The organism is Pseudomonas sp. EB271-G4-1 (assembly GCF_058791355.1).
Genome location: NZ_JBYTEO010000008.1, coordinates 62,295 through 86,174, shown reverse-complemented (window position 1 = coordinate 86,174; position 23,880 = coordinate 62,295). Strand labels below are relative to the sequence as shown.

24 protein-coding genes are annotated in these 23,880 nt (G+C 54.4%); 18 read left to right on the top strand and 6 right to left on the bottom strand.

Going from position 1 to position 23,880, the window contains the following annotated elements:
- Positions 1 to 110 precede the first annotated feature (110 nt).
- The 3 genes from AC3WWR_RS06330 (at position 111) to AC3WWR_RS06320 (ending at position 2,922) form a co-directional block, all read left to right on the top strand.
- The gene (locus tag AC3WWR_RS06330; RefSeq protein ID WP_042955387.1) at positions 111 to 611 is read left to right on the top strand and encodes a KilA-N domain-containing protein; all 501 of its coding nucleotides are present in this window, start codon (positions 111 to 113) and stop codon (positions 609 to 611) included.
- 511 nt (positions 612 to 1,122) lie between these two features.
- Positions 1,123 to 2,403 carry a DUF5623 domain-containing protein gene (locus AC3WWR_RS06325; RefSeq protein ID WP_102669260.1) on the top strand — a complete coding sequence of 427 codons (1,281 nt, stop codon included), beginning with the start codon at positions 1,123 to 1,125 and terminating at the stop codon, positions 2,401 to 2,403.
- A 45-nt stretch (positions 2,404 to 2,448) separates the two neighbouring features.
- Positions 2,449 to 2,922 (top strand): hypothetical protein, encoded by a 474-nt coding sequence (locus AC3WWR_RS06320; protein WP_042955386.1) that lies wholly within the window; start codon positions 2,449 to 2,451, stop codon positions 2,920 to 2,922.
- 358 nt (positions 2,923 to 3,280) lie between these two features.
- Here AC3WWR_RS06320 and AC3WWR_RS06315 read toward each other — a convergent pair whose 3' ends face one another.
- The gene (locus tag AC3WWR_RS06315) at positions 3,281 to 3,442 is read right to left on the bottom strand and encodes a type II toxin-antitoxin system CcdA family antitoxin (RefSeq protein ID WP_020797677.1); all 162 of its coding nucleotides are present in this window, start codon (positions 3,440 to 3,442) and stop codon (positions 3,281 to 3,283) included.
- Positions 3,443 to 3,741: 299 nt separating this feature from the next.
- Between AC3WWR_RS06315 and AC3WWR_RS06310 the strand changes: the two genes are divergently transcribed.
- Positions 3,742 to 4,344, top strand: a complete 603-nt coding sequence (locus tag AC3WWR_RS06310; RefSeq protein WP_042955385.1) for a hypothetical protein — start codon at positions 3,742 to 3,744, stop codon at positions 4,342 to 4,344.
- A 269-nt stretch (positions 4,345 to 4,613) separates the two neighbouring features.
- Positions 4,614 to 4,979 (top strand): histone-like nucleoid-structuring protein, MvaT/MvaU family, encoded by a 366-nt coding sequence (locus AC3WWR_RS06305; RefSeq protein WP_020797675.1) that lies wholly within the window; start codon positions 4,614 to 4,616, stop codon positions 4,977 to 4,979.
- A gap of 111 nt (positions 4,980 to 5,090) precedes the next feature.
- Here AC3WWR_RS06305 and AC3WWR_RS06300 read toward each other — a convergent pair whose 3' ends face one another.
- Positions 5,091 to 5,282 (bottom strand): MbcA/ParS/Xre antitoxin family protein, encoded by a 192-nt coding sequence (locus AC3WWR_RS06300; RefSeq protein ID WP_020797674.1) that lies wholly within the window; start codon positions 5,280 to 5,282, stop codon positions 5,091 to 5,093.
- Positions 5,283 to 5,477: 195 nt separating this feature from the next.
- Between AC3WWR_RS06300 and AC3WWR_RS06295 the strand changes: the two genes are divergently transcribed.
- The 6 genes from AC3WWR_RS06295 to AC3WWR_RS06270 all read left to right on the top strand — a co-directional run bounded on the left by AC3WWR_RS06295 (position 5,478) and on the right by AC3WWR_RS06270 (position 13,068).
- Positions 5,478 to 5,819 (top strand): hypothetical protein, encoded by a 342-nt coding sequence (locus AC3WWR_RS06295; RefSeq protein WP_020797673.1) that lies wholly within the window; start codon positions 5,478 to 5,480, stop codon positions 5,817 to 5,819.
- Between the two features lie 98 nt (positions 5,820 to 5,917).
- Entirely contained in the window at positions 5,918 to 7,174 is a 1,257-nt protein-coding gene (locus AC3WWR_RS06290; RefSeq protein WP_020797672.1) for a TolC family protein, read from the top strand.
- A complete protein-coding gene (locus tag AC3WWR_RS06285; protein ID WP_020797671.1) occupies positions 7,171 to 8,655 on the top strand; it encodes an efflux RND transporter periplasmic adaptor subunit in 1,485 nt (494 codons plus the stop codon). The genes AC3WWR_RS06290 and AC3WWR_RS06285 overlap by 4 nt, the downstream gene beginning before the upstream one ends.
- On the top strand, positions 8,652 to 11,801 hold the full coding sequence (locus AC3WWR_RS06280) for an efflux RND transporter permease subunit (protein ID WP_020797670.1): 3,150 nt from the start codon (positions 8,652 to 8,654) through the stop codon (positions 11,799 to 11,801). Before AC3WWR_RS06285 ends, AC3WWR_RS06280 begins: the two co-directional genes overlap by 4 nt.
- A 5-nt stretch (positions 11,802 to 11,806) precedes the next feature.
- Positions 11,807 to 12,157 (top strand): copper-binding protein, encoded by a 351-nt coding sequence (locus AC3WWR_RS06275; RefSeq protein WP_020797669.1) that lies wholly within the window; start codon positions 11,807 to 11,809, stop codon positions 12,155 to 12,157.
- A 134-nt stretch (positions 12,158 to 12,291) separates the two neighbouring features.
- Entirely contained in the window at positions 12,292 to 13,068 is a 777-nt protein-coding gene (locus AC3WWR_RS06270; protein WP_052024687.1) for an NAD(P)/FAD-dependent oxidoreductase, read from the top strand.
- A gap of 245 nt (positions 13,069 to 13,313) precedes the next feature.
- Here AC3WWR_RS06270 and AC3WWR_RS06265 read toward each other — a convergent pair whose 3' ends face one another.
- Positions 13,314 to 14,300, bottom strand: a complete 987-nt coding sequence (locus AC3WWR_RS06265; protein WP_020797666.1) for an arsenic resistance protein — start codon at positions 14,298 to 14,300, stop codon at positions 13,314 to 13,316.
- Positions 14,301 to 14,796: 496 nt separating this feature from the next.
- Here AC3WWR_RS06265 and AC3WWR_RS06260 point away from each other — a divergent pair, with 496 nt between their 5' ends.
- On the top strand, positions 14,797 to 15,297 hold the full coding sequence (locus tag AC3WWR_RS06260) for a hypothetical protein (RefSeq protein WP_020797665.1): 501 nt from the start codon (positions 14,797 to 14,799) through the stop codon (positions 15,295 to 15,297).
- Between the two features lie 191 nt (positions 15,298 to 15,488).
- Positions 15,489 to 15,641 (top strand): YHYH domain-containing protein, encoded by a 153-nt coding sequence (locus AC3WWR_RS06255; RefSeq protein ID WP_020797664.1) that lies wholly within the window; start codon positions 15,489 to 15,491, stop codon positions 15,639 to 15,641.
- Between the two features lie 190 nt (positions 15,642 to 15,831).
- Here the strand turns inward: AC3WWR_RS06255 and AC3WWR_RS06250 are convergent, their stop codons facing one another.
- Positions 15,832 to 16,239 carry a MerR family transcriptional regulator gene (locus AC3WWR_RS06250; protein ID WP_020797663.1) on the bottom strand — a complete coding sequence of 136 codons (408 nt, stop codon included), beginning with the start codon at positions 16,237 to 16,239 and terminating at the stop codon, positions 15,832 to 15,834.
- A gap of 102 nt (positions 16,240 to 16,341) precedes the next feature.
- Between AC3WWR_RS06250 and AC3WWR_RS06245 the strand changes: the two genes are divergently transcribed.
- The 5 genes from AC3WWR_RS06245 (at position 16,342) to AC3WWR_RS06225 (ending at position 21,380) form a co-directional block, all read left to right on the top strand.
- Positions 16,342 to 16,782, top strand: a complete 441-nt coding sequence (locus AC3WWR_RS06245; protein WP_020797662.1) for a disulfide bond formation protein B — start codon at positions 16,342 to 16,344, stop codon at positions 16,780 to 16,782.
- On the top strand, positions 16,779 to 17,423 hold the full coding sequence (locus AC3WWR_RS06240) for a DsbA family protein (RefSeq protein WP_020797661.1): 645 nt from the start codon (positions 16,779 to 16,781) through the stop codon (positions 17,421 to 17,423). Before AC3WWR_RS06245 ends, AC3WWR_RS06240 begins: the two co-directional genes overlap by 4 nt.
- Before the next feature lie 536 nt (positions 17,424 to 17,959).
- Positions 17,960 to 20,056 (top strand): heavy metal translocating P-type ATPase, encoded by a 2,097-nt coding sequence (locus AC3WWR_RS06235; RefSeq protein WP_042955384.1) that lies wholly within the window; start codon positions 17,960 to 17,962, stop codon positions 20,054 to 20,056.
- A gap of 14 nt (positions 20,057 to 20,070) precedes the next feature.
- On the top strand, positions 20,071 to 20,412 hold the full coding sequence (locus AC3WWR_RS06230; RefSeq protein ID WP_042955383.1) for a DUF3703 domain-containing protein: 342 nt from the start codon (positions 20,071 to 20,073) through the stop codon (positions 20,410 to 20,412).
- Positions 20,413 to 20,468: 56 nt separating this feature from the next.
- A complete protein-coding gene (locus tag AC3WWR_RS06225) occupies positions 20,469 to 21,380 on the top strand; it encodes a cation diffusion facilitator family transporter (RefSeq protein ID WP_042955382.1) in 912 nt (303 codons plus the stop codon).
- Between the two features lie 138 nt (positions 21,381 to 21,518).
- Here AC3WWR_RS06225 and AC3WWR_RS06220 read toward each other — a convergent pair whose 3' ends face one another.
- Complete coding sequence (locus AC3WWR_RS06220; RefSeq protein ID WP_020797657.1) at positions 21,519 to 22,955, bottom strand: heavy metal sensor histidine kinase; 1,437 nt, start codon at positions 22,953 to 22,955, stop codon at positions 21,519 to 21,521.
- Positions 22,952 to 23,626: a heavy metal response regulator transcription factor gene (locus tag AC3WWR_RS06215; RefSeq protein WP_020797656.1), complete on the bottom strand. Its 675-nt coding sequence runs from the start codon at positions 23,624 to 23,626 to the stop codon at positions 22,952 to 22,954. Before AC3WWR_RS06215 ends, AC3WWR_RS06220 begins: the two co-directional genes overlap by 4 nt.
- Positions 23,627 to 23,880 lie beyond the last annotated feature (254 nt).

Below are 23,880 nucleotides of genomic sequence, written 5' to 3'. Positions count from 1 at the left end.
ATCCAGCGGCAGTTTGTGTCCCTTAATTTACGTGCCTAATGGCTGAAGAATCGCGAGCACTCGTTCGTGAGACTTACGCACGTCTATAGAAAATGGGCGGAGGCCCTGATATGAAAAATTCGATCCAGATTGATTATCAAAATAAGACCATCGTTTTCAGCTCGAGCGGCTGGTTGAATGCTAGCCACGTCGCGGAGCTTTATTCTGCTTCAGTAGACGGCTGGTTGAGATCCCGTGAGACACAGGAGTATCTGGCTGATGTTGCTACTGCACTAGGTGCCGAAGGGCCTCAGGAGCTCATCCAGATCAGTGGAGATCGAGCGGGTGGCATTTGGCTGCACCCGAAGGTGGCGATCGATTTTGTTAGGGAGATTGATCGTAAGCTCTCTCGCTGGTGCGACTTGACCATCGATAGAATTTTGCGTGGCACCTTTTCAGTGAAAAAGCGTTTCGACGCAGCGTGCAAGGTGTTGGATGAGAGTCGGCATGAGGCGAGCAAGCACGGAAGGGGGCTGATGGAATGGCGCTTGAAGAAACGAGGGCTCGAATATCATGTGGCCCATCTGAAGGATCAATTGCAGCTTACATTGGGGCTTAATAATCCCAACTGAAAAAGACGAACGAAAGCCCGCCTAGTGCGGGCTTCGTCGTTTTTGGAGTCAGCTAAATCGAGACTTGCAGCGGTTATTTCCGATCGCCTGGCGCTTCGGGCTGAGGTCTCACTGATACGTTGCGCCGTAAGCCTCCTCCAGAAGCGGAGGGCTTCTACATCCCGCGCTCAGAGGCGGCCAATACGGCGGGACTTGTACTAACCCTGGCTTATTCGAATCCCGGCGTCATCGAGGTGCCGGATCGCTGGGTTCTGTAAGGTAGCCAGCCTTTTGGTAGAGATTGAAATGCCGCATCATTGCTACAGGGTCGCCGGTACCAAGGTAGAGAGGGCTTGCGCTTTCGTTAACCGGTTTGCTAGATTTATGTCCGCGCAGGGTAGGCGCATCACACCCGTCTTTGAAAGCTGGAAACGGCACTACCTGTTGGTTCTCTTATGCTCAAGGCCATGTTATTTCGAGGCCCTGCGGCGGCGTAGGCGGGTGGCGTTGCATTAGGGGCGGAGAAACCAACATGAGCACCATTCCCGACGTTCGTCCGTCTACCCTTTCCGGTATCAAGCGTAAGGCCAAGCGCATCAATGGCCTGAACCCTGAAATCGTCTACCTTGTTGCTTTGGATCTGTCTGCAAAGCAGTCCGGCTACGAAAGCTACCATCACGCACGCAGAGTGCTGCAGGCCGGGCTGAGTGCTCCTTCACTGCACAGCATTTACCTCTCGGCGTATTGGCGTGACTCTTCGACAAAGCCACGATCAACTGGGCTTGAAGTTCTTGGGATTAAACTCCGGAGGCCGCTGACAGACTTCCTAGGCAAGCATCAATGTCACTTTGCTCAAAATCTACAAGGGTTCTTCGTCGAGTCGTCGGATCATGTCGAAATGAGGAGCACTGTCGACAGCTTGGAGAAAGCAAAGGGGTTGCTGACTCGTGCAGCTCTTTCTCTTCAATTCATGGAAGCTGCACGGCTCCAGCCTGCAACAACGAAGGTTCAGTGGTCAGCCATGGAGAGGGCAGGCGAACTCCCTTCTTCAGATCATATCTCTCGTTGGGTGTGTGCCGACACCGGCGCATGGCTGATGCTTGATGAGCCCTATGGGCATGTACTTGCGCCTGAGTATCAAGCTAGGCGCAACGACTGGTCTAACGAAAATGGCTTCAAGCTGGCAATGCCTGGCTGGGAAGGTTTATACAACCCTGGTTATGCGACGCCGCATTTATTGGGGCACGACGTCGATCTCATAAACCGTGTCGTCGCCACGGTGGAGCACCTCAGTTTAGGTGAGGCTAGTACTTGGGCTTTTCAGTCAGAAAACTTCAGCAGCCAGTTCGTGAGCCCTGCACGAGCGCAGTCTGGGAAGAAGCGCAAGCCTCGTCCTGGTACCACGTACGGATCCAGTAAAAACGCGATCGAATACCGTCGCAAGGAAGGATGGGGTTCCTACTGGCGACCAGCTCAGCAAATGAGCATCGCTGACCATAACGCAATGGGATGGATACTTAAGCGTTTGTACGCAACAGCTATGCCTTTCACTGTCCGCACGCAGCTCTCGGAGCTCCATGCTGAGCTGGAAAACTGGATGGATGCCGAATACAAGGGTGAACGCCATCCAGACTTTGATCCAGATGCCTACTATGGCGGCTACGATATCCCTTGCTACCAAAACCGCATTGAGGTGCTTGAAGCGCTGGATCGTCTCCGTTCGATCATGGCGGGCACGTATCTGGACTCTAAACCTTTGAGAGATCATTTCAGAAAGCTGGATTTGGCACGTCAGCATATCGCTAAGTCGTAAACTCAGGCTAAGAGCTTTTGTTGTTTTTAATTTCGGAGTCCAGGGGTGGAAGGTCATAATTTTGAGCGTTTAAAGGCCCACATATTGCAGTTGTCAGTAGCCTCGGAGTTCGATCGGGCTAGGCTTGAATGGAAACTTCACGCTGTTGAGGTTAGTGAAGAGTTTGATCAGTGTCCGTGCGGGAAGGATATTAAAGAGCACTGCTATATTATAAATTCTAGGAATGGTAACAAAACTTACGTAGGCAACGTGTGTATCAACCGTTTCCTGCAAATCGAGACGGGCAATCTGTTTGCCGGATTGCGGAAAATTACGCTTAATCCGAGCGCGAATGCAAACGAAGATTTAATCGAGTACTCTTGGGAAAAGGGTTACCTGTTCGGTGAGAACGAATACTTGTTCTTGAAACGCACCATGAATAAGCGAAAGTTGTCTCCTGATCAAATTTCTTGGAAAAAGAAAATTAATAACAGAATTTTGAAAGGGACGGTGGTGAGGCGTCGGACAGTCCGAGATTGAGATAGGCTCACCGTAGTAGGTGAGCCCTCTAGGCTGGCTGACGAAAGGAATGATCAGCCGGGCTTACCTTCATTAGCCTAGCCGCTTGCGCGGGAACAAGGAGTTGGGCCGGTGAGGGATTCTTGCTCGATTCGTCCACCTAGCCTCGGTTCGGGAAAGGGCTCGCAGCTGGGACTTGCGTTGTTGACGGCGCTGTAGTCTATCCCGTGAGAATGTCGCTGCTACGGACACGAAGTGTCCGCCTATGCTGTTCCTCCAAGGATGTGCGAGGGAGGGCGATTCGAGGCGTACAGATGAGAAGGGCGATGCGGGTGGGCTGGCATTCACCAATCCGTCGCTCAGGTGTGAGAGATAGGCATCAGAAGCTCCATACGTTGTCGCTGAATACTCCCTGGGCTTCCACATGCTCGTTGTAGGCATTCATGGCTTCGCTGTTCTCTGCCAGCCATTGTTCTCGCTTTTTCGTCCTCAAGGCCTCGGCCAGAGCCTGCTCCGTGTGAGATTCTTCCTGGGTTTGCATGGTCTTGTCCTCTCAACCGCGATACCCAAGCTTACCCTTAAGCAGGCACCTCATTTCAAGGCGGCTAATAGAGCTGTTCCTGAGTGGAACATTCCAGCCCGCACGGATAGCCGCTTACGCGAAGAAGCGACGCTTCTGCTAATGGCACATTGGCGGCAGTTTTTGGTTCCATCTCAAGAGACCCTGGTCAATTTCGGCTCATCCCTCAGGCAGACGTGCTCAATAAATTTTTTGAACCCGTTAAAGGTTCGTAAGAGTTGAGCCGATTGGAATTAGCAAGCCAATTTTTCGAGAGTGCTATGAGCGACAACGACCGTCTGAAATCCCGCATCACCTTCAAGTCGTCTGAGTTTTTCACTTTTCCGGAAACAGACGAGCATTATCGTGCGACTGTCAAACTCACTCCGTCTCGACTCATACGTGTAACCCTAAGCGACTTCAAAGCAAGCTTCACCACACAGCAAGTTTATGAGATCGCAACTGGTCTAATCAACGCAGTAATTAGCTCGTTTGATCACAATCACTCAAAGCCGGATAAGTCTAAAGTCCAGAGTGCTCATGATCATTGGACTGCTCTCATTTTGCGCCATAACCCGTTTGGATCACACCAAACATCTGATCTGCTCCACGTTGTGAGTACTGGTAGAAATTTCCTAATGGAAGGAGCCCTGCTCGATCCCGAGCCGATGGTGGAATTTGGGGATGGTGAAGAGCCTATCTACGAATTTCAGATCAGACTAGACGGCCAATACGTCATAATGAGTTTCGGTTGGGTTAGCTGGAGTCTCAGGCGAAGCGAAGCACAGTGGCTGGCAGAACAGCTTTGGACTGCAGTTTTTTTGGCAACAAAGCCTAAAGCGCAGATTAATCAGGAGCGTGCAAAAGGAGTATGCGCGATCTGATACTTGTTGGGAGCGTATCTTCCGTCATCCCGACACAACAGGCCTCGCCCCAAAGCGGGCGTAGGCCCCTTGAACCTTTGCACTTGCTGCTGACTATCACTTGGGATCGATGGGGCTTTAACAAGCTTTACGGCACGACGCGTGGGCATGAGATCGTTGACTAGGCGTCCTTTTACATCGGCAGGCAGTAACGGAAGTCTGCCAAAAACACCTGATTGAACTGTTGATATTGGTGTATTGTTAGGTGACTAACTACATAGAGATCTATCATGTCTAAACTTGCAGAATATCGCCAGCTCGAAAAACACCTTGCCGAGCAAATCCAGGCCTTGGAAGCCCTGAAGGGTGATGCTGGCTTGAAGCAAGAAATCGAATTTGAGACCAAGCTGCGCGCCTTGCTTGCCGAATACAGTTACAGCCTGCCAAAAGTGATCGCTCTGCTTGATCCTCAAGCTGGCCGTCGCGCTCCAGTCGTCGAATCCAAAGCAGGCACCCGCAAACCTCGTCAAGTGAAGGTCTACAAAAATCCTCACACCGGCGAAGTCGTCGAAACCAAAGGTGGCAATCACAAAACGCTGAAGGAATGGAAAGCGCAGTACGGTTCCGATACCGTGGAATCCTGGCTGACCAACTGATTTTGGTTTGAGTACAAACAAAGGCTCATAAACAGGGCCTTTTTTTGTTGGCGTTGGGACGAACATGGCGCTTGGAAAAGGAGAGTCTGGAATCGCATCAGCTTGCCGGGTTCAAGCGACAGAGCCTTGATTCAATCTCTCAAGCGCTTCTTTCACGACAACGTACCCAGCCTCACTATTTGAAACCTGCAATGGCGTCATCCCACCCAACGCGGTTTTCGGTTTGTTCAGCCAAGCTGCCGCTTTCTCTTTGTCTGCAAAGACTTGCTCTGCTTGCAGCTGAATCAGATCAACATGATCCAACAATCGGGCTCCTGTGAAACCGATCTTCTAGTAAGCTGCAAAATAACCTAATGTGACAGTTAATTGTCTATTTTTTACACGTAATGCTGGCTTAATTCCTATTCGGCGTTATCGCCTACGTCGGAGCCTAACGATAGGTTATTGATGACGCGTGTCCAATTGTAAGAGCCATTTCCAACGACTACACTCCAGCCCATGAAACGCTATCTGCGGTTTTACCTCATTTTTCTGATCAGCCTGGCGCTTCCCCTCAGCGGGATGGCGGGCGTTCAGCCGCCGACAGAGCCTTGCCCGATGAAGACGATGGGCATGGCGATGATGGACGACATGGGGATGGACTGCTGCAACGACATGAAAAGCCCTACCGAACACGGCAAGCCTTGCAAGCTTGGCCAGGAGTGCAAGACGGGCGGCATGTTGCAAGTCTCGATCCTCAAGCCGCTGCTTACCGTATTCAGCCCCGTAGTGCTTTCCTTTTTCAGCGACTCCCTACCTGAACAGACCCCTTCCGGGGTATGGCGACCGCCTCGCGTTTGATTCCAGTCCCACATTGAGCCTCATTCCGCATTAGCGGAATGGACTAGCTGTGCGCACGTCTTTACCGCGTGCAGTGGATGATCACAGGAATCGTAAACATGAACTCCAAGTGCTTTTGCGCAGGCTGGTCTCTCGTGACCGGCCTAGCGGCAAGCGTGCTGGCATTGCCGAGTTTCGCTGCCGCATTGACGCTCGATGAAGCGTTGCGGCTGGCAGAAAACAATGCGCCGTCGCTGACCGCACAAGACGCGAAAATTCAGGCTGTCAGCAGTGCAGCCATCCCTGCTGGTGAATTACCTGATCCCAAGCTCCTGGTGGGCGTGCAGAACTACCCTATTGGCGGCCCGGATCGTTGGAGCATCGACCAGGACTTCATGACCATGCAAATGGTCGGGGTCAGGCAGGAAATGCCCAATAGTGACAAGCGGAAGGCGCGCATCGAGGTCGCCGATGCGGCTATTGATCGCGTCTCTGCGGAACGTCTAGTCGAACGCCTGAAGGTACGCCAGTCCACAGCGTTGGCGTGGATCAGTAGCTACTCGGTTGAGCGCAAAGATGCGCTGTTCCAGGACTTCTACAAAGAAAATCGTCTGCTAACCGATACAGTCCGGGCCCAAATTGCCGGTGGCCGCGCTCAACCTGCTGACGCGGTGACGCCCAAGCAAGAGGCAGCTCAACTGGCAGAACAACAGGACGATCTGAACCTCCAGAGAACGCAAGCACGAGCGGCCCTCAAGCGCTGGATTGGCAATGCCGCTAACGAGAAGCCCGTGGGCCGTTTGCCTGAATGGCCTGTCGACACCTCAAGTTATTCTCATAAATTGCAACACCATCCCGAGTTGGCAGCGTTTGCCCCGATGACCCGCGAAGCGCAAGCCAAGGTTCGTGAAGCCGTGTCGGAGAAGCAGTCGGACTGGAGCTGGGAAGTGGACTACCAGCACCGTGGCCGTGAGTTTGGCGACATGGTCAGCGTGCAATTTTCCTGGGATTTACCGCTGTTTCCTGACTCTCGCCAAAACCCAAAAATCGCGGCCAAACAGGCTGAACTGAGCCGGCTTGAGGCTGAGCGAGAAGTATTATCACGCGAGCACACTCAGCAACTGGAAAGCGAGCTAGCTGATTATGAGCGCCTCAATCGTGCCGTGCGCCGAAACCAGGAAAGCTTGCTTCCGTTGGCCAAGGAAAAGGTTGAACTCACCATGGCCAGTTACCGTGCAGGCAAGGGCGATTTAAACGCCGTGGTTGCCGCGCGGCGTGAGCTCATCGAAGCCCGACTCAAACAGGTTGAAGTGGAAGAACAGCGAGCGCTGACCAGTGCGCGCCTGTATTTTGCTTATGGGGAGTCCAGCCAATGAGCCTCAAAAAATGGAACGGTGCAGTGCTGGTGGGCATCTCGCTCGCATTGGGTGTTGCCGGCGGGTACTGGTTCGCTCAACAGCGCATGAGCGGAGACCCCAGTACCGCCCCGCAACAGGCCCTCAATTCAGCGGCGGAACGCAAGGCGCTGTATTGGTACGACCCCATGTACCCGCAGCAAAAATTCGATAAGCCGGGGAAATCCCCCTTCATGGACATGCAGCTGGTTCCCCAGTACGCCAGCGGTGAAGGAGTTCGGGCGACTGTCACTATTGATCCGCGTCTGACTCAGAATCTTGGGCTGCGTTTTGCGACTGTCACCCGTGGTGTCTTACATTCCAGCCTCAACGTGACAGGCATCCTGGCGTTTAACGAGCGTGATGTCGCCGTGATTCAGGCACGCACCACTGGCTTTGTGGAGCGAGTCTACCCCCATGCTCCCGGCGATGTGCTCAAGGCCAACGCGGCGTTGGCGGATATCCTGGTGCCAGAGTGGGCTGCTGCGCAGACAGAATTTCTTGCCTTGAAGCGCAACGGGGATGCTGACCTGTTAGCTGCGGCCCGCCAACGACTGCTGCTCACGGGGATGCCGGCATCACTGATTACTCAGGTAGGGCGTAGCGGCAAGGTTCAACCTTACCTGACTCTCACCAGTCCCATTGGTGGTGTGTTGCAAGAACTGAATGTCCGTGCCGGCATGACCGTGGCGATTGGCGACACTCTGGCACGTGTGAATGGCTTGAGCAGTATCTGGCTAGCCGTGGCCATTCCAGAATCGGAAACCGGAGCTATCACCGTAGGACAGACAGTCGAAGCGCGCTTACCTGCCTTTCCAGGGACAACACTCAATGGCAAGGTCAGCGCAATTTTGCCCGAGACCAATCCGGACAGTCGCACGATTCGTGTACGGGTGGAACTCCCGAATCTGGACGGTCGCCTGAGACCAGGTATGACAGCGGGGGTGAGCCTGAATCGTTCGACCGAGCAAAGTGTGATGTGGGTGCCAAGCGAAGCCGTCATTCGTACCGGTCGACGTGCCCTGGTGATGCTCGCCGAAGACGCCGGACGCTACCGTCCCGTGGAGGTACAAATCGGGCAGGAAAACGATGGCAGAACGGCAATCCTGAAGGGTCTGGAAGAAGGCCAGAAGGTAGTTACTTCTGGACAGTTCCTGCTCGACTCGGAGGCCAGTCTTAAGGGCATTATTGCAAGCTCAGAGGAAGCGTCACCACCCAGCGCAGCAGCCTCCAGTTTTCATGAGGCGGATGGGCAGATCGTGGAGATCAACGACAAAGAAGTCACGCTTGCCCATGGCCCTTTCAAGACGCTGGGCATGCCTGGCATGACGATGACGTTCCCGCTCGGCAATCCGGCGCTGATGCAGGGCCTCAAAACGGGCGACAAGGTTCGGATCGCGGTGAGCCAGACCGACGATGGTTTGCGGGTTGAGCGTTTGGATAAATCGGGGGGGCAGCCATGATCGCGGCCCTGATTCGTTGGTCAGTGGCCAACCGATTCCTGGTAATACTGGCGACACTGTTCGTCACGGCGTGGGGCATTTGGTCGGTGCAGAGCACGCCCATCGACGCGCTGCCGGATCTCTCCGATGTGCAGGTGATCATCCGGACACCTTACGCAGGCCAGGCGCCGCAGATTGTCGAGAACCAGGTGACATATCCGTTAGCCACCACCATGCTCTCGGTGCCGGGCGCCAGAACGGTACGTGGTTACTCCTTTTTTGGTGACAGCTTCGTTTACGTGTTGTTCGAAGAGGGCACTGACTTGTACTGGGCCCGTTCGCGGGTGTTGGAGTACCTAAGCCAAATACAAAGTCGGTTACCAGCCAGTGCCAAGCCGGCGTTGGGGCCGGATGCGACAGGGGTGGGTTGGATCTATCAATATGCACTGGTAGATCGCAGTGGGGGGCACGACCTGGCACAGCTTCGCGCACTCCAGGACTGGTTCCTCAAGTTCGAACTCAAGACTTTGCCCAACGTTGCGGAAGTGGCTACGGTGGGAGGCATGGTCAAGCAGTACCAAGTGCAGCTTGATCCGCTCAAACTGGCTAACCTCGGTATCACTCAAGTCGAGGTGAGCGAGGCTATTGGTAAGGCCAACCAGGAAACCGGTGGTGCCGTGTTGGAGATGGCAGAGACCGAGTTCATCGTGCGTGCGTCGGGCTACTTAAATACACTCAATGACTTTCGGGCGATCCCGCTGAAGTTGGGTGCGGGTGGCGTGCCAGTAACCCTTGGTGATGTCGCCACGATTCAGTTAGGGCCGGAAATGCGGCGGGGCATCTCCGAACTCGACGGCGAAGGTGAGACGGTCGGCGGCGTGGTGATTTTGCGCAGCGGCAAGAACGCTCGCGAAACCATTGCGGCGGTCAAGACAAAGCTCGATGAACTGAAAAGCAGTTTGCCGGCAGGTGTGGAAATCGTCACCACCTACGACCGCAGTAAGCTGATTGACCGCGCCGTGGAAAATCTCAGCCACAAGCTCATTGAAGAGTTTATCGTCGTCGCATTGGTTTGCGGGATCTTCCTCTGGCACTTGCGCTCATCGCTGGTGGCGATCATCTCCTTGCCGGTTGGTGTGTTGATTGCCTTCATCGTCATGCGCTACCAGGGACTCAACGCCAACATCATGTCCTTGGGTGGGATTGCCATCGCCATCGGCGCCATGGTTGATGCCGCCGTGGTGATGATCGAGAACGCTCACAAGAAGATTGAGGTCTGGCACCTAGCCAATCCTGGGGAGGAGTTGCAGGGTGAGCGTCATTGGCACGTGATGACCGAAGCAGCGGCAGAGGTAGGCCCGGCACTGTTCTTCTGCCTGTTGATCATCACCTTGTCGTTCATTCCGGTGTTCACGCTGGAAGCACAGGAAGGACGGCTGTTCGGCCCTTTGGCTTTCACCAAGACCTACGCGATGGCCGCAGCGGCGGGATTGTCAGTGACCCTGGTGCCAGTGCTGATGGGTTATTGGATTCGGGGGCGAATCCCCAGTGAGCAACAGAACCCGTTGAATCGGTGGTTGATTCGGATGTATCAGCCTGCCCTGGACGTAGTCTTGCGTCGACCAAAGATCACGCTACTGGTGGCACTCTTGGTTTTTGTCAGTGCGCTATGGCCAATATCGCGCCTGGGTGGTGAGTTTCTCCCCCCGTTGGACGAAGGCGACCTGCTCTATATGCCCTCAGCTCTGCCGGGATTGTCGGTGCATAAAGCGGCGCAGCTGCTGCAACAGACCGACCGCCTGATCAAAACCGTGCCCGAAGTCGAACACGTCTTCGGTAAAGCGGGACGCGCTGAAACCGCCACCGACCCCGCGCCGCTGGAGATGTTCGAAACCACCATTCAGTTCAAGCCATACGCGCAATGGCGCCCAGGCATGACCCAGGAGAAACTGGTGGAAGAACTGGATCGGGTGGTGCGGGTTCCCGGGCTGACGAATATTTGGATACCGCCGATTCGCAACCGAATCGACATGCTGGCCACGGGGATTAAGAGCCCCATCGGGGTGAAGGTTGCTGGCACCAACCTGACGGAGATTGACGCCGCGACTCAGGCGGTCGAGCGGGTGGCCAAGGATGTGCCGGGTGTCAGTTCGGCTCTGGCCGAGCGACTGACCGGGGGCCGCTATATCGACGTGGATATCGACCGCAAGGCGGCCGCGCGCTACGGACTGAATATCGCCGATGTGCAGTCCATCGTGGCTGGCGCTATCGGCGGTGAAAACGTCGGGGAGACCATCGAAGGTCTTGCACGTTTCCCGATCAACGTCCGTTACCCTCGGGAGTGGCGTGACTCGCTCGGTGCCTTGGAGCAATTGCCAATCTATACCCCGCTAGGTAGCCAGATCACCCTCGGCACAGTGGCGAAGGTCAAAGTCACGGACGGGCCGCCGATGCTCAAGAGCGAGAATGCACGGCCTTCAGGCTGGGTGTATATCGATGTGCGTGGTCGGGACATTGCTTCCGTGGTCGCCGATCTACGCCAAGTTGTCAATGAACAGGTCAAGTTGCAGCCCGGCATGAGCCTGAGCTACTCAGGACAGTTCGAATTTCTCGAAAGGGCCAACGCACGCCTCAAACTGGTGGTGCCGGCCACGCTGTTGATCATCTTAGTGCTGCTCTACCTGACTTTCGCCCGCTTCGATGAGGCGTTGCTGATCATGGCCACGCTGCCATTCGCACTGACTGGTGGAGCATGGTTCCTCTATCTGTTGGGATTCAACCTGTCGGTCGCCACCGGAGTCGGCTTTATCGCCTTGGCCGGGGTTTCTGCCGAGTTCGGCGTGATCATGCTGCTCTATCTGAAGAACGCCTGGGCCGAACGTGAAGACCTCGGCGACAGCACTGAGCGCGGGCTGGTTGCAGCGATTCGTGAAGGCGCTGTGCAGCGCGTTCGACCCAAGGCCATGACCGTGGCCGTCATCATTGCCGGTCTGTTGCCGATCCTATTGGGCAGCGGTACCGGCAGCGAAGTGATGAGCCGCATTGCCGCGCCTATGGTCGGCGGCATGGTTACGGCACCCCTGCTTTCCCTGTTCGTCATTCCGGCAGCCTATCGTCTGATGCGTCGTCGGCACCTCTCAGTTGCCCCCCTCAACCCTCAAGGATAAGTCGCATGAAACTGACCATGATTGCAGTTGCAAGCACCGTATTTTCGCTTTCACTTTTTGCCCACGCCGAGGACATGCCGGGCATGAAAATGGACGGTATGGAAGGCATGCAGATGGAGCAGGAAACCAAACAGTCTCCAGTCGCTAACACCGAGGGGACGATCAAGGCTATAGATACTACGAAGCAAACAGTGACCATCTCCCACGGCGCTGTTCCCGCCATGCAATGGCCGCCAATGACGATGGCTTTTTCCGTAACAGAGAAGCAGATGACAGGTCTGACTGTCGGCGACCATGTATCGTTTTCCTTTAGAGTAAAGGATGGCAAAGCCGAAATTGTTTCCATTAATAAATGAGACTGTAATGATGAAAAAACCGGCACGCATTGTCGTGCCGGTTTTTTCCGTCTACGCAGAAAAAATCTTGATGGAGATACGGCATTCCCGAAGTACTTCATAGTAAGCGGCAACGCTATGCAAATCGGCGAGTCATGGTGGTTGGCGGCGGCCATTTGGCGTTCAATGTCTTGCAAGACTTGGCTCGGCTTGCCCTACAGGAGCCGCGCACGAAAGTCTTTTGGGTGATTCGCGGCGCCTCCTTGGATCGCATATTGGGCGGTGGGGCAAACGACATGCTGGAGGAGCGAGGGAAACTGGGGCAGACGGTTCGCCAGCTGTTGAATGATGGGGGCATTGAGCTGTTCACCAACATCGCCATCGATAGGGTTACCGCAACCGACAATGGCATCGTTGTTGAGGCGGGCGGTCAAGCGCTCCCCGCAGTGGATGAGGTAGTGGTAGCAACGGGCTGCCGACCTAAATTGGAGCTGCTTGCCGAACTGCGTTTGGCGCTAGATTCGGCGACCCAGAGCCCCATTCATCTTGCTCCGCTGATTGATCCGAATGAGCATAGTTGCGGCACTGTTCGCCCAAATGAGCTGGTTCACCCCGATGAAGGGGTCTTCATCGTAGGAATGAAGAGCTATGGCCGTGCCCCGACTTTCCTGCTCATAACAGGCTATGAGCAGGTGCGTTCGGTGGTAGCGGCCCTGGCCGGTGATTGGGATGCGGCCAAGCGGTTGAATTGGTCTTGCCAGAGATGGGCGTGTGCAGTACGCAGCTCGATGATTCTGACTGCTGCGAGCGTGCCGCCAACTCAGACTGCTGCGAGCCAAGTTGTTGCACCGATGCGGCTGAGACTGCCGAAGTTGCGGCTGCGTCAACGGGTTCTTGCTGCTCGTGGCTGTGTGCAAATCTACATGCATTAGCCAGGCATTTGCATTCGTCCTGACCACCTATAGTTCGGTTCAATGGAGCCGGTCAGTGAGTCCGGACAGGATGCGCTGCTGGCACAGCTGGCACTGGCGAATTTTGCCTCAGTATTTGCCTTGAGCTACTCAAGCCCTTCCAGTGATGCGCTGGAAGTCTCATCGTTGTATCGACGCAAAGCATAAATAGTCCTCCGCAACTTTAAAGAGGGCTGCTCGAATCAAGTTGCACGCAGCTGATGTACTTACGAAGTCATCGACACAATTTGCGATTTTTTGCGCCAAACGAGAGCAGGTATTGCCCGGATGTAGATCAGTTCACCAACCAACTCAACCAATGTCTGGGTAATCACCGCAGCGGCAGCAAGCCCTCGAATTTCTTCAGGCAATGCCAGAGCCAGCGGAAGAACCACCAAAGAGTTACGCGTTGACGAGCTGAAGGTGACCGCTCTGGCCGTCGTGGAGGGCAGCTTGAAAACTCTTGAAGCCAAAGCGCCCATCAGCGGAGCCAACAACATGAAGCCGAGGTACACAGGGATGACTGGAGCAAGCTTGTCGATGTCGCGAACTACCGAGGAGATTTGGGAACCAACCACCGCGATCAGAACCGCTGCCATTGCTGGGACGGGTAGCCAGGCCCAGGCGGCGTTCCAGCCACCGACGATTTTCGACTTTTTGGCCAGGGCTGCTGTAACCACGGCCAACAACAAAGGCGCGACAATCAGCACGAGAAAGGCTTCGACAAAGGGGCCCACTGAGATCACGACTTCGGACTGCCCACCCAGCATGAAGGCCAAGTACACGGGTAGTAGTACAAGCTGAAGCAGCAACAAAATCGGTGTTGCCGCAAGGATCCCGCGAGAGTCGCCCTTGCCAATGTGCGTAAAAACCACCACGTAATCGATGCAGGGGGTCAGCAGCACCAGGAGTGCGCCGACAAGGATTGCCGGGTGATCCGTAAGACCTCTGGTGAGCCCCCACACCAGCAGCGGAATCAACACGAAGTTGGCGATAAGCAAAGCGGAAATGAAGCGTTTGTTGCTGAGGCCTTCGCGCAGGTCAAGAAAGGGGATCTGTAGGAACATCGCGTACATCAGCACGGCAATAGTCGGGGTCACCAACGCGTTCAGGCCTTGAGCTGCTGTAGGCGCCACCAACCCACCAATTGCAGCCGCTATCACTGCAACCAAGTAGATCGGTATCTGGTTCTGTTCAAGTGCATCCCTATCCATAGTGCTCTCCTCGGATATCAAAAAAGGCCGTCAGCCTAAACGGGCGCCCAAGTCAACGCGCTGTCATTCACCTGACCACCTGTTTGCATTCGACTTGACCAGCCATTTGCATCGGTCATGACTGCATTGCAATGAGCATATTCATGTGCGTTGTACGTGCAGATCGGATGGTCACGGCCTATTACTGGTCATGGTCGCGTAAATGATGCCCCTTGCAGCGATAGGAGGCTGCTGTACAGCGTCGAGTGTTCATTGGCGGGCTGTGCCTGTTCACTGCGGACTCTTTGGCGTCCGGCGTAAACAGCGAACTTCGGAGATCACCTCAGTAATGACATAAGTCAAGGTGGTTTTGGGCAGACCTGCTAATTATTGAGTGTAAACAGGCGATTGTCATGCTGAAGTCTATAATTCTCGGTGAGTGCGCTTGAACCCAAGCACCGCAATCGGTTGGCACATTAGATTTTGGTTCAGCTCACCTTCACAAAGGCAGCTCGAAATGAAAAATATCAAATTGGCCGTGCTTTTTCTCGCCGCATCGCTTTCCCCCATGTGGGCGTTAGCAGCAGAGCAACCTCAAACGACGCAGACGCAGCAACAAGCTCCGAATGTTGCCGAATTCGATAAGCAGATGACTCAGGCGCAAGAAACCTTCCAGAAGATGCAGACGCAGATGGAGAAAATTCAGCAGACCCAAGATCCCCAGCAGCGCCAGAAGCTCCTTCAGGAGCATTGGAATACGATGCAAAGCGGCATGGGCATGATGAACAACATGTGGGGGCCGGGAATGATGGGCTGCTGCGGAGGCGGCAGGATGGGCAATGGACACATGATGGGCGGCCATATGATGGGGTGGCAGGACTACTCAAAGTTGACCCCAGAGCAAAAAAGTCAACGCCAGTACATGATGGACAGGTACACAGGTATGCAACAGATGATGATGGATCACATGATGTGGCATCAAAACTATATGCAAGGGCCGTTACCGGCGAAGCCTTGAAAGTAAGTATTTGCTAGCTATTTAGATCGCAGAGTACGTTCTCCGCTGTTCGGACGTACTCCTAACTCGCCCTTTCGCCTAAGGCTTGCAGCTGGCCCGGCAGTGCCCTCTGCGGTTAAGGAAGCCACTTGCCTAGCGAAGGCAATTAGCCATACGCTGCGAAGCGTGAGAGGTCTCACGGATGTAAAAACATGAGCATGGAGCAAGCCCTGATGAAACTGTCCGCCATTTTGATCGCCGCTTTACTTTCGATTACGTCCGTTGCTGCCTTCGCGCACAGCGGCGGCACTGATTCAAAAGGTTGCCATCGCAACCATAAAACGAACGACTACCACTGCCACTAAACGGCAAAAGCCCAGCTTGAAGCTGGGCTTTAATGCAAACTGGCTTTCTCACATTTGTGGAGGCCAGTTAGACGTTCGCGATGAGTGTCCGGTGTTGGCCGATTACTTCATGTTTTGATGGCTGATAACCCAAAACGGACATTCTTAGAGAGCTTGAGTCCCTGTTTTCGGACAATAATCCATTGCCGAGCTAATCACGTTTCGACAATGACTCAATGATCCGGCATTGCTCGATCACACCACCCTGACAACAGACGGTCAGATGCTCCAGTTCAGCCTCCAGGCCCTGCAAGTCGCGAATACGCATTCGCACCTGCTCCAATTGTCCTTCGACTTTTGCGTCTACCCCGGCACAGGAAGCATCACGTCGGTCAGCAAAGCCCAATAATTCACGAATGTCATCCAAGCTGAATCCCAGTGAACGACTGCGGCGGATGAACAAAAGGCGGTCGCGCTCCTCATCGGTGTAGAAGCGATAGCCTGATGGCGATCTTCCGGCGGAGGGCAGCAGCCCCAGCTGTTCGTAATAACGGATGGTCACCGCTTTGGTGTCGGTTTCTTTCGCCAAGGTACCGACCGTGTACGTGGCCGCATTCATTTCGCTTGACCTTATAGTCGCTAGAACCTTCATTCTACCCAGATCAGGCGATAAGCAAATCCGTGCGCACGCCCTACCACGTCTAAAAAGGGCTTTACACCTATGCGAACCTCACATCAAAAGCCTCAATCCAAAGGCTGGGCGATCCTGCTCTGTGCCTGGCTGCTGGCCCTTGTTTCAACCATCGCCGTGTTATTCGTGGGTGAAGTCATGGGGCAAGAACCCTGCGTGCTTTGCTGGTTTCAGCGTGCCTTCATGTTTCCTATGGTGATTGTGCTGGGTGTGGCTTGCTGTATTTCGGACACGAGCGTCTGGCGATACGCATTGCCTTTGGCAGTTATGGGGTGGCTGATCGCCCTGTACCACAACCTGCTTTATTTCGGGCTGATCCCGGAAAGCATTAAACCCTGTGGATCGGGCCCGTCTTGCTCTGGCGCGGATATGACCATCCTCGGCGGTGCGCCGTTGCCATTGTTATCGCTGGGTGTATTTAGTCTTCTGATCCTTCTTTTCGTTCTTATCCGCCGGAGATTCACCCTATGAGCCGACGCATCCTTGTCCTCGCTATCAGTGTCATGGCCGTGATTGGCTTCGCAGTCGCTGCATTCTTTTATGACCGTGCCTCCACAGTGCCTCAGGCGACTGCTCCCGTGCAGGAAGCTGGCGCTTTGGTGCGATTCAATTCGCCAAGCTTTGGCCCTGCCAAGGCACCGGTCACTATTGTCGAATTCTTTGACCCATCGTGTGAGAGCTGTCGCGCCTTCTATCCCATTGTCAAAAAGATGATGTCCCAGCATCCAGGCGATGTTCGTCTGGTGCTGCGTTATGTTCGACTTCACGTCGGGTCTGAAGAGGCCATCCGTATCCTGGAAACCGCACGCAAACAAGGCGTGTTTGTGCCGGTGCTGGAAGCTGTCCTTGAGTCGCAGCCGCAATGGCATGATGACGCCAAGGCTATGGCGGCGTGGGACGCTGCCGACCAGGCAGGCTTGGATGTGGCCAAGGCACGCGAGGACATGATGTCTCCCGAGATCACCGCCACCATTGAACGAGACGCCGCCGATGCGAAAAAGGTTGGCGTAAGTGGTACGCCGACCTTCTTCGTCAACGGTAAGCCACTGACCAACTTCGGTGCCCAACAGCTTTATGACTTGATCTGGACTGAGATCAAACAGTCGCGATAAGCACAGTTAGTGATGCTAAGAACGGGTCAAAGCGCTTCACGAAGTGCTTGACCTTATAGTGGCTATAGGGTGTTCACTCTTCGCCATGACTTGCCGAGAGTGCACTTATGAAAAGCTGTTGCGGTGACAAACCAACGCCGGAAACTCAGGCTTGTGTCGAAGTTTTTGATCCATCCGCAGGCTCGGGCTGCTGTGCACCTGCCCCCACGGCTTGCGATCCTGGCGCAGCCAAAGTTCAGTCCGCAAGCAGTTGTTGTGCTCCGGAAGCTGCAGACGGGAGTACAACCCGCTCCAGACCAGAAGACGCAGGTCGTTGCGCGTCTTTGCCGGATGCCGGCAAATCATACTGCTCGGCTAAAACTGCTCCGTCCAACCTGCATGCCCTGGCGGAGCCGAGCAAATCTGTCGCTCTGGTCGGCAACGATCTTTTTACTGACGTGTGCTGCTCGCCATCTGACTTACAATCTCGTGAGGCGGAGGAGCTTCAGGTTGGTGTCGGGGACACGGCGCGCTTCAGTAGTTTCTGGATCGGACAAATGTGCTGTCCTTCCGAGCAGACTATGATCGAGGGCAAGCTCGCTCGAATGAGCGGCATTCGAAAGCTCGAATTCAACATGATGAACCGCACGCTGGGCGTCTGGCACGAACTGCCGGATACCTTGGGTATCGAAGCGGCGGTGCTGTCGTTGGGTATGCATGCAGAGCCACAAACGTCTGAGAGCAACGCACCTGTCGCCAATTCAGCGCAAGCCAAGTCGCAAGCTCCACACAAACCAAAAAGCACTTGGTGGCCATTAGCGCTATCCGGTATCGCTGCGGTGATCGCAGAAGTCTTGCACTTCACCCAATCGGCCCCGGAATGGGTGATTGCCGTCGTCGCCTTGTTCGCCATCGCACTCTGTGGGCCGACGACTTACAAGAAGGGCTGGGTTGCGCTCAAACACCTGAACCTCAACATCAATGCCCTGATGAGCATCGCGGTGACCGGCGCCGTATTGATCGGCCAGTGGCCAGAAGCGGCGATGGTCATGGTGCTGTTCACCATTGCCGAAATGGTCGAGGCGAAGTCGCTGGATCGTGCCCGCCACGCCATCAAAGGTTTGCTGGATTTGAGTCCCGAACGAGCGACAGTCCGTCAACTCGACGGCTCCTGGCTGGAAGTCGATGTGAAGTCGGTCGGGATCGGGGCTCTGGTCAGGGTGCGTCCCGGTGAGCGTATCGGCCTGGATGGTGACGTAATTTCTGGCACCTCCACTGTTAATCAGGCACCAATCACGGGGGAGAGCCTGCCCATCGAGAAGGCGGTCGATGATCCTGTGTATGCCGGTACCATTAATGAGTCGGGATCTTTTGAGTACCAGGTAACGGCTGAGTCCAACAATACGACGCTGGCTCGGATCATTCACGCGGTGGAAGAAGCCCAAAGTTCGCGAGCACCTACCCAGCGATTCGTCGACCAGTTCGCCAAGATTTATACACCGGGGGTGTTCTTCTTTGCCCTCGCCATTGCGGTCTTGCCACCTTTGTTCATGGGCGGGGTATGGACGGACTGGATCTATCGCGCCTTGGTGCTGCTGGTCGTTGCTTGCCCGTGTGCCTTGGTTATTTCCACACCGGTGTCCATCGTCAGCGGGCTGGCGGCAGCGGCCCGAAAAGGGATTCTGGTCAAGGGCGGTGTCTACCTGGAAATTGGTGCCAGGCTGAGTTTTGTCGCGCTGGATAAAACCGGCACCATCACTCACGGCAAACCGGTTCAAACCGATTACTTGCCGTTGACCGAGGTTTCAGACGCTACACCTCAATTGCTGGCCGCCAGTTTGGGGGCTCGTTCAGATCACCCGGTGTCGCAGGCAATCGCCAAGCACGTAGGACTGGATACCTCAACGCTCAGACAAGTGGAGAGCTTTGAAGCTATTCCTGGGCGTGGGGTGAAAGGCTTGATCGGGGGGCAGCTTTATCACCTCGGCAATCATCGCCTGGTCGATGAACTGGGGCTTGGAACACCGCAGTTGGAAGCCTCACTGAGTCGACTGGAGCGTCAGGGAAAAACGGTTGTAGCGTTGACCAACTCTACTCAGGTCTTCGCCCTGTTTGCCGTGGCCGATACCGTAAAGGACTCAAGCCAGACCGCGATCAAGGAACTGCACGAACTGGGCATTAAGACCATGATGCTGACCGGTGACAACGCGCACACGGCTCAGGCCATCGCCCAACGTGTCGGCATTGATGAGCCGCGAGGTAACTTGTTGCCAGCTGACAAGCTGGCGGCCATTGGCGAGTTGCAGAGCCGAAAGCACGTGGTGGGGATGGTCGGTGACGGGATAAACGATGCACCGGCACTGGCGAAGTCTCAGATTGGTTTCGCTATGGCTGCCGCTGGTACGGGCACTGCCATTGAAACGGCTGACGTTGCGTTGATGGATGATGACCTGCGCAAGATTCCGGCCTTTGTTCGCCTGTCGCGACAGACCGCATCGATTCTAAAGCAAAACATCTTCTTCGCCTTAGGGATCAAAGCTGTGTTTGTAGTGTTCACATTGATGGGTTTCGCCACCATGTGGATGGCGGTGTTTGCAGATGTCGGCGTCAGCCTGTTGGTCGTACTGAATGGGTTGCGCTTGCTGAAAAAATAGTCCGGAGGCTGAGCATGAAAGAGAGGTTGCATTACGCAATTCTCGAGGGCTTCGGCGAAGCCCGTGTAGCGATTCGTTCCCGGGATTATGGGCGCGCTTACCATTGGCTCGAGCGCACCCACATCCTTACGCAACGTCGCACCCTGCTACATGCAAAATCCCACGTCTTGATGTTGTTCGTGGGCATCAGGGCACAAGATCCCCGGGAGGTTTTGGGGCAAATACCACGTGTCATCGCTGCACTGCTATTTTCTAGAGTATGGGTGCCTCGTGGGAACACCGGTCGCGCCCGAATCAGCGCTTTTCAGGTGATGCCTCTCTCTCCGGAACTGGAATCCCTTCTTGACGAAGATTGACCCGCAGACGGTTTTCTGAGTAGTTGCCTCATCCTTTCATCCACCTGGAGAGTCATATGAGCGCTGGTCATAGTCACGGTCAAGCTCGTGCCGGACACGAGAAAAAGTTGTGGATCGCTCTGGCGTTAACGACAAGCTTCATGATCGCGGAGGTCATTGGGGCTTTCGTTACGGGCAGCTTGGCGTTGTTATCCGATGCGGCTCACATGCTGACCGATTCCACTGCCCTGGCTATTTCATTGATCGCTATTCAGATCGCCAAACGCGCTGCGGATAAAAAACGGACATTCGGCTACGCACGATTTGAGATCCTCGCAGCTGCTTTTAACGCGATCCTGTTGTTCATGGTGGCGGTGTACATCTTGTACGAGGCTTATCAGAGGTTTAAAACTCCGACAGAAATCCAATCGACAGGCATGCTGATCGTCGCGGTGATAGGGCTCGTTGTGAACCTTGTTTCAATGCGGTTGCTCATGTCTGCCAGTGCCGAAAGCCTTAACGTAAAAGGCGCGTACCTAGAAGTCTGGAGTGACATGTTGGGCTCCATAGGCGTAATAGGGGCAGCATTGATCATTCGTTTTACCGGATTGACTTGGGTTGACTCGATCGTTGCCGCAGCCATCGGCCTGTGGGTGCTTCCCAGAACCTGGGTTTTGCTCAAAGAAAGCATGAACATCCTGTTGCAAGGGGTTCCGGATGGCATCGATATCGCTGAAGTGGATGCGAGCATCAGGGCGGTTGAAGGCATTGAGGATATCCATGATCTGCATATCTGGGCCCTGACCAGCGGCAAGAATGTCATGAGTGCTCACCTTGTCATCCAGCGCTCCTCCCGTGCCGAGCAAGATATATTGGCTGAGGTGACGCGACTGATGAGCGAGGTATTCCATATCAGCCATACGACTCTTCAATTAGAAAACTCGCAGTTTCATGCGGGACTCGAAGAAAACGAAGGCATGCAGCACTAGAGCGGGATCTTGTGAACATCCCATGTCGGGGTAGGGGCTGCTGATGTGCTGAGAACCCAACGGACATAAAGCCCTGACCGCCGGAGCATCTCCAGCGGTGCAGGGAAGGGGCGGGTTATACAAGCTAGTTGCGGGAATTTACCCTTGAGCCTTTCTAGCCTGTTGCCAGGTGGTCTGTCCATCGAGGTTTGGGAAGTTCAGCCTGAAAACGGTCATGCTGCCAGGCATGCTTTGAACGTCCGCCGTTCCCTGGTGGAGGCTCATGATCGATCGAACAATGGCCAAACCAAGACCGGTACCACCTTCTGCACGTGAACGACTGGTGTCGACCCGATAAAAGCGGTCGAACAAGTGCGACAGATGCTGAGGCTCGATCCCCGCGCCAGGGTTGCCGACAAGTAGCGAGACTTGATCGGCATGGTTTTCGATAACGATTGAAATGGATTGTCCGGCCGGGCAGTGACGTATCGCGTTGGACAACAGATTTGATATTGCTCGCTGAATCATCAACCTGTCGCCAATGGTCTTGCCGTTTCCGGCGACGCTCAGGCTGATCCGTTTTTCTTCCGCAGACAGTGAAAACAGATCGATGACTTTCAACGCTTCATCTTCCAGGGTAATTGTCTCGAACGGGACGAGCGCGGCGGGGTGACTGACCTGAGCAAGGAAGAGCATATCCGAGACAATTCGGGTGACACGCCCCAACTCTTCGGTGCATGACCCAAGCACTGCTTTGTATTCTTCTGCCGGACGCTCCCGAGACAGGGTAACCTGGGCCTTGCCCATCAAATTGGTGATGGGGGATCGCAATTCGTGGGCTAAGTCATCCGAGAACTGCGACAGCTGCTGAATACCGCTGTCGAGTCGGTGCAGCATGAAGTTGATGCCATGGGCCAATTCACTGAGCTCTTGAGGCATTTTGACCTCAGAGAGTCGATGGCTGAGGTCTTGAGCAGAGATCATGGCGGCGACCTTCCGGAACTCTCTCAGGGGAGCAAGTCCTCGTTGCACAACGGCCCAGGCACTTATTCCAATGAGTATCAGTAAAAGAGGCAGAGCAATAATCGTCGATCGAAGATACGCGCTGAGCAGCGCTTCATCGTTCGCACAATCCATCGACAGCAATACGGGAACGCTCACACCGTTCTTTAATCGGATGAGCTTGGATGCGGTAAGGAAGTGTCGACCCTCACCATCGGAATTGGTGGAGTATGAAATCTTGTCAACGGCAGCAGTCGCAGCTTTCAACTCAATCTGCGGATCCGACAAACCAGACCCGAATTTCAGTAAGGGTGTCCTGAGGTTTGTCAGGTCATAGATGGCCAGGTTCAGATTGTCATGCCCCATGACTTGATCCAGCAACGAGTGCGGTGTCGAGTTTACGTCAGCCGTGTCCTCGTATAGTGAGAGGCTGTGCTCAACTTGCTGCATTTTATTGTACAGGCTATTTTTCGCCAGCTTATCCAGCTCATGCGTCAGGGCGAAAAAGGCCAGGATAGCCAGAAACACCACCAACAATGCTCCCAGAATACTTACCGTCAAACCTAGTCGCATTGACAGGCTGACCGGCTTCATTCGCGTGCCTCCAATACGTAACCAACACCGCGAAGGGTGTGGATCAATTTGTTATCGAAGGGGTCGTCTATTTTGGCCCTCAACCTACGGATTGAAACCTCGACAACGTTGGTGTCGCAGTCAAAATTCATGTCCCAGACCAATGAAATGATTTGGGTACGGGAAAGCACTTCTCCAGTGTGACGCATCAGCAGGTGCAGAAGCGCAAACTCCTTGGTCGTCAGGTCTATGCGCTGATCTCCACGAAAAGCACGGTGGCGTCCTTGGTCGAGCTCCAGATCGGCTACCTTGAGTACCTGCGGGACAGGAATGTGCTCACTGCGACGCATAAGGGTTCGTACCCGTGCCAGTAGCTCAGGAAACTCAAACGGCTTGACCAGATAGTCATCGGCGCCTAAATCTAGTCCGCGGATTTTGTCCGCCAGGCGCCCTCGGGCCGTCAACATCATGACCCGGGCATTACTGCTTTGGCGCAGACGTTCAAGAACACCCCAACCATCAAGTTCTGGAAGATTAACGTCAAGTATCACCAAGTCATAGACATGTTGACGCGACAGATGAAGTCCATCCGCGCCAGTTATTGCACGGTCAACGACATAGCCACTTTCAGTCAGCCCCTGATGCAAGTATTCGGCAGTTTTAGGCTCGTCCTCAATTACAAGGATTCGCATGATATGTCACCATTTTAATAGGATAATTAATATTAGTTAATTAAAAAAGTTAGTATTTATAAGGGTTTCCGACCGAAACAATACGACTTTGAAACTGTTAAGCTGTTTTTGCGTCTCAACGTCCGTTTGCTCGGTAATGATCATCACCCTAAAGCCTATAGCTGCTACAGGGTCAAGCCAAAGCTCCGCTCTTGAGCCATCAAGCCAGCGTCTTGCGACAACGTGTCGCACAAAACACTCTTGAATTTAGCTAT

Excerpts from the sequence above, each read along its gene's own strand:
- AC3WWR_RS06330 (WP_042955387.1), top strand. The coding sequence starts at position 111 with ATGAAAAATTCGATCCAGATTGATTATCAAAATAAGACCATCGTTTTC.
- AC3WWR_RS06220 (WP_020797657.1), bottom strand. The coding sequence starts at position 22,955 with ATGAAGCCGGTCAGCCTGTCAATGCGACTAGGTTTGACGGTAAGTATT.
- AC3WWR_RS06230 (WP_042955383.1), top strand. The coding sequence starts at position 20,071 with ATGAAAGAGAGGTTGCATTACGCAATTCTCGAGGGCTTCGGCGAAGCC.
- AC3WWR_RS06235 (WP_042955384.1), top strand. The coding sequence starts at position 17,960 with ATGTGCTGTCCTTCCGAGCAGACTATGATCGAGGGCAAGCTCGCTCGA.
- AC3WWR_RS06240 (WP_020797661.1), top strand. The coding sequence starts at position 16,779 with ATGAGCCGACGCATCCTTGTCCTCGCTATCAGTGTCATGGCCGTGATT.
- AC3WWR_RS06260 (WP_020797665.1), top strand. The coding sequence starts at position 14,797 with ATGAAAAATATCAAATTGGCCGTGCTTTTTCTCGCCGCATCGCTTTCC.
- AC3WWR_RS06265 (WP_020797666.1), bottom strand. The coding sequence starts at position 14,300 with ATGGATAGGGATGCACTTGAACAGAACCAGATACCGATCTACTTGGTT.
- AC3WWR_RS06315 (WP_020797677.1), bottom strand. The coding sequence starts at position 3,442 with ATGCAAACCCAGGAAGAATCTCACACGGAGCAGGCTCTGGCCGAGGCC.
- AC3WWR_RS06225 (WP_042955382.1), top strand. The coding sequence starts at position 20,469 with ATGAGCGCTGGTCATAGTCACGGTCAAGCTCGTGCCGGACACGAGAAA.
- AC3WWR_RS06310 (WP_042955385.1), top strand. The coding sequence starts at position 3,742 with ATGAGCGACAACGACCGTCTGAAATCCCGCATCACCTTCAAGTCGTCT.
- AC3WWR_RS06255 (WP_020797664.1), top strand. The coding sequence starts at position 15,489 with ATGAGCATGGAGCAAGCCCTGATGAAACTGTCCGCCATTTTGATCGCC.
- AC3WWR_RS06305 (WP_020797675.1), top strand. The coding sequence starts at position 4,614 with ATGTCTAAACTTGCAGAATATCGCCAGCTCGAAAAACACCTTGCCGAG.
- AC3WWR_RS06295 (WP_020797673.1), top strand. The coding sequence starts at position 5,478 with ATGAAACGCTATCTGCGGTTTTACCTCATTTTTCTGATCAGCCTGGCG.
- AC3WWR_RS06290 (WP_020797672.1), top strand. The coding sequence starts at position 5,918 with ATGAACTCCAAGTGCTTTTGCGCAGGCTGGTCTCTCGTGACCGGCCTA.
- AC3WWR_RS06215 (WP_020797656.1), bottom strand. The coding sequence starts at position 23,626 with ATGCGAATCCTTGTAATTGAGGACGAGCCTAAAACTGCCGAATACTTG.
- AC3WWR_RS06270 (WP_052024687.1), top strand. The coding sequence starts at position 12,292 with ATGGTGGTTGGCGGCGGCCATTTGGCGTTCAATGTCTTGCAAGACTTG.
- AC3WWR_RS06275 (WP_020797669.1), top strand. The coding sequence starts at position 11,807 with ATGAAACTGACCATGATTGCAGTTGCAAGCACCGTATTTTCGCTTTCA.
- AC3WWR_RS06245 (WP_020797662.1), top strand. The coding sequence starts at position 16,342 with ATGCGAACCTCACATCAAAAGCCTCAATCCAAAGGCTGGGCGATCCTG.
- AC3WWR_RS06250 (WP_020797663.1), bottom strand. The coding sequence starts at position 16,239 with ATGAATGCGGCCACGTACACGGTCGGTACCTTGGCGAAAGAAACCGAC.
- AC3WWR_RS06325 (WP_102669260.1), top strand. The coding sequence starts at position 1,123 with ATGAGCACCATTCCCGACGTTCGTCCGTCTACCCTTTCCGGTATCAAG.
- AC3WWR_RS06280 (WP_020797670.1), top strand. The coding sequence starts at position 8,652 with ATGATCGCGGCCCTGATTCGTTGGTCAGTGGCCAACCGATTCCTGGTA.
- AC3WWR_RS06285 (WP_020797671.1), top strand. The coding sequence starts at position 7,171 with ATGAGCCTCAAAAAATGGAACGGTGCAGTGCTGGTGGGCATCTCGCTC.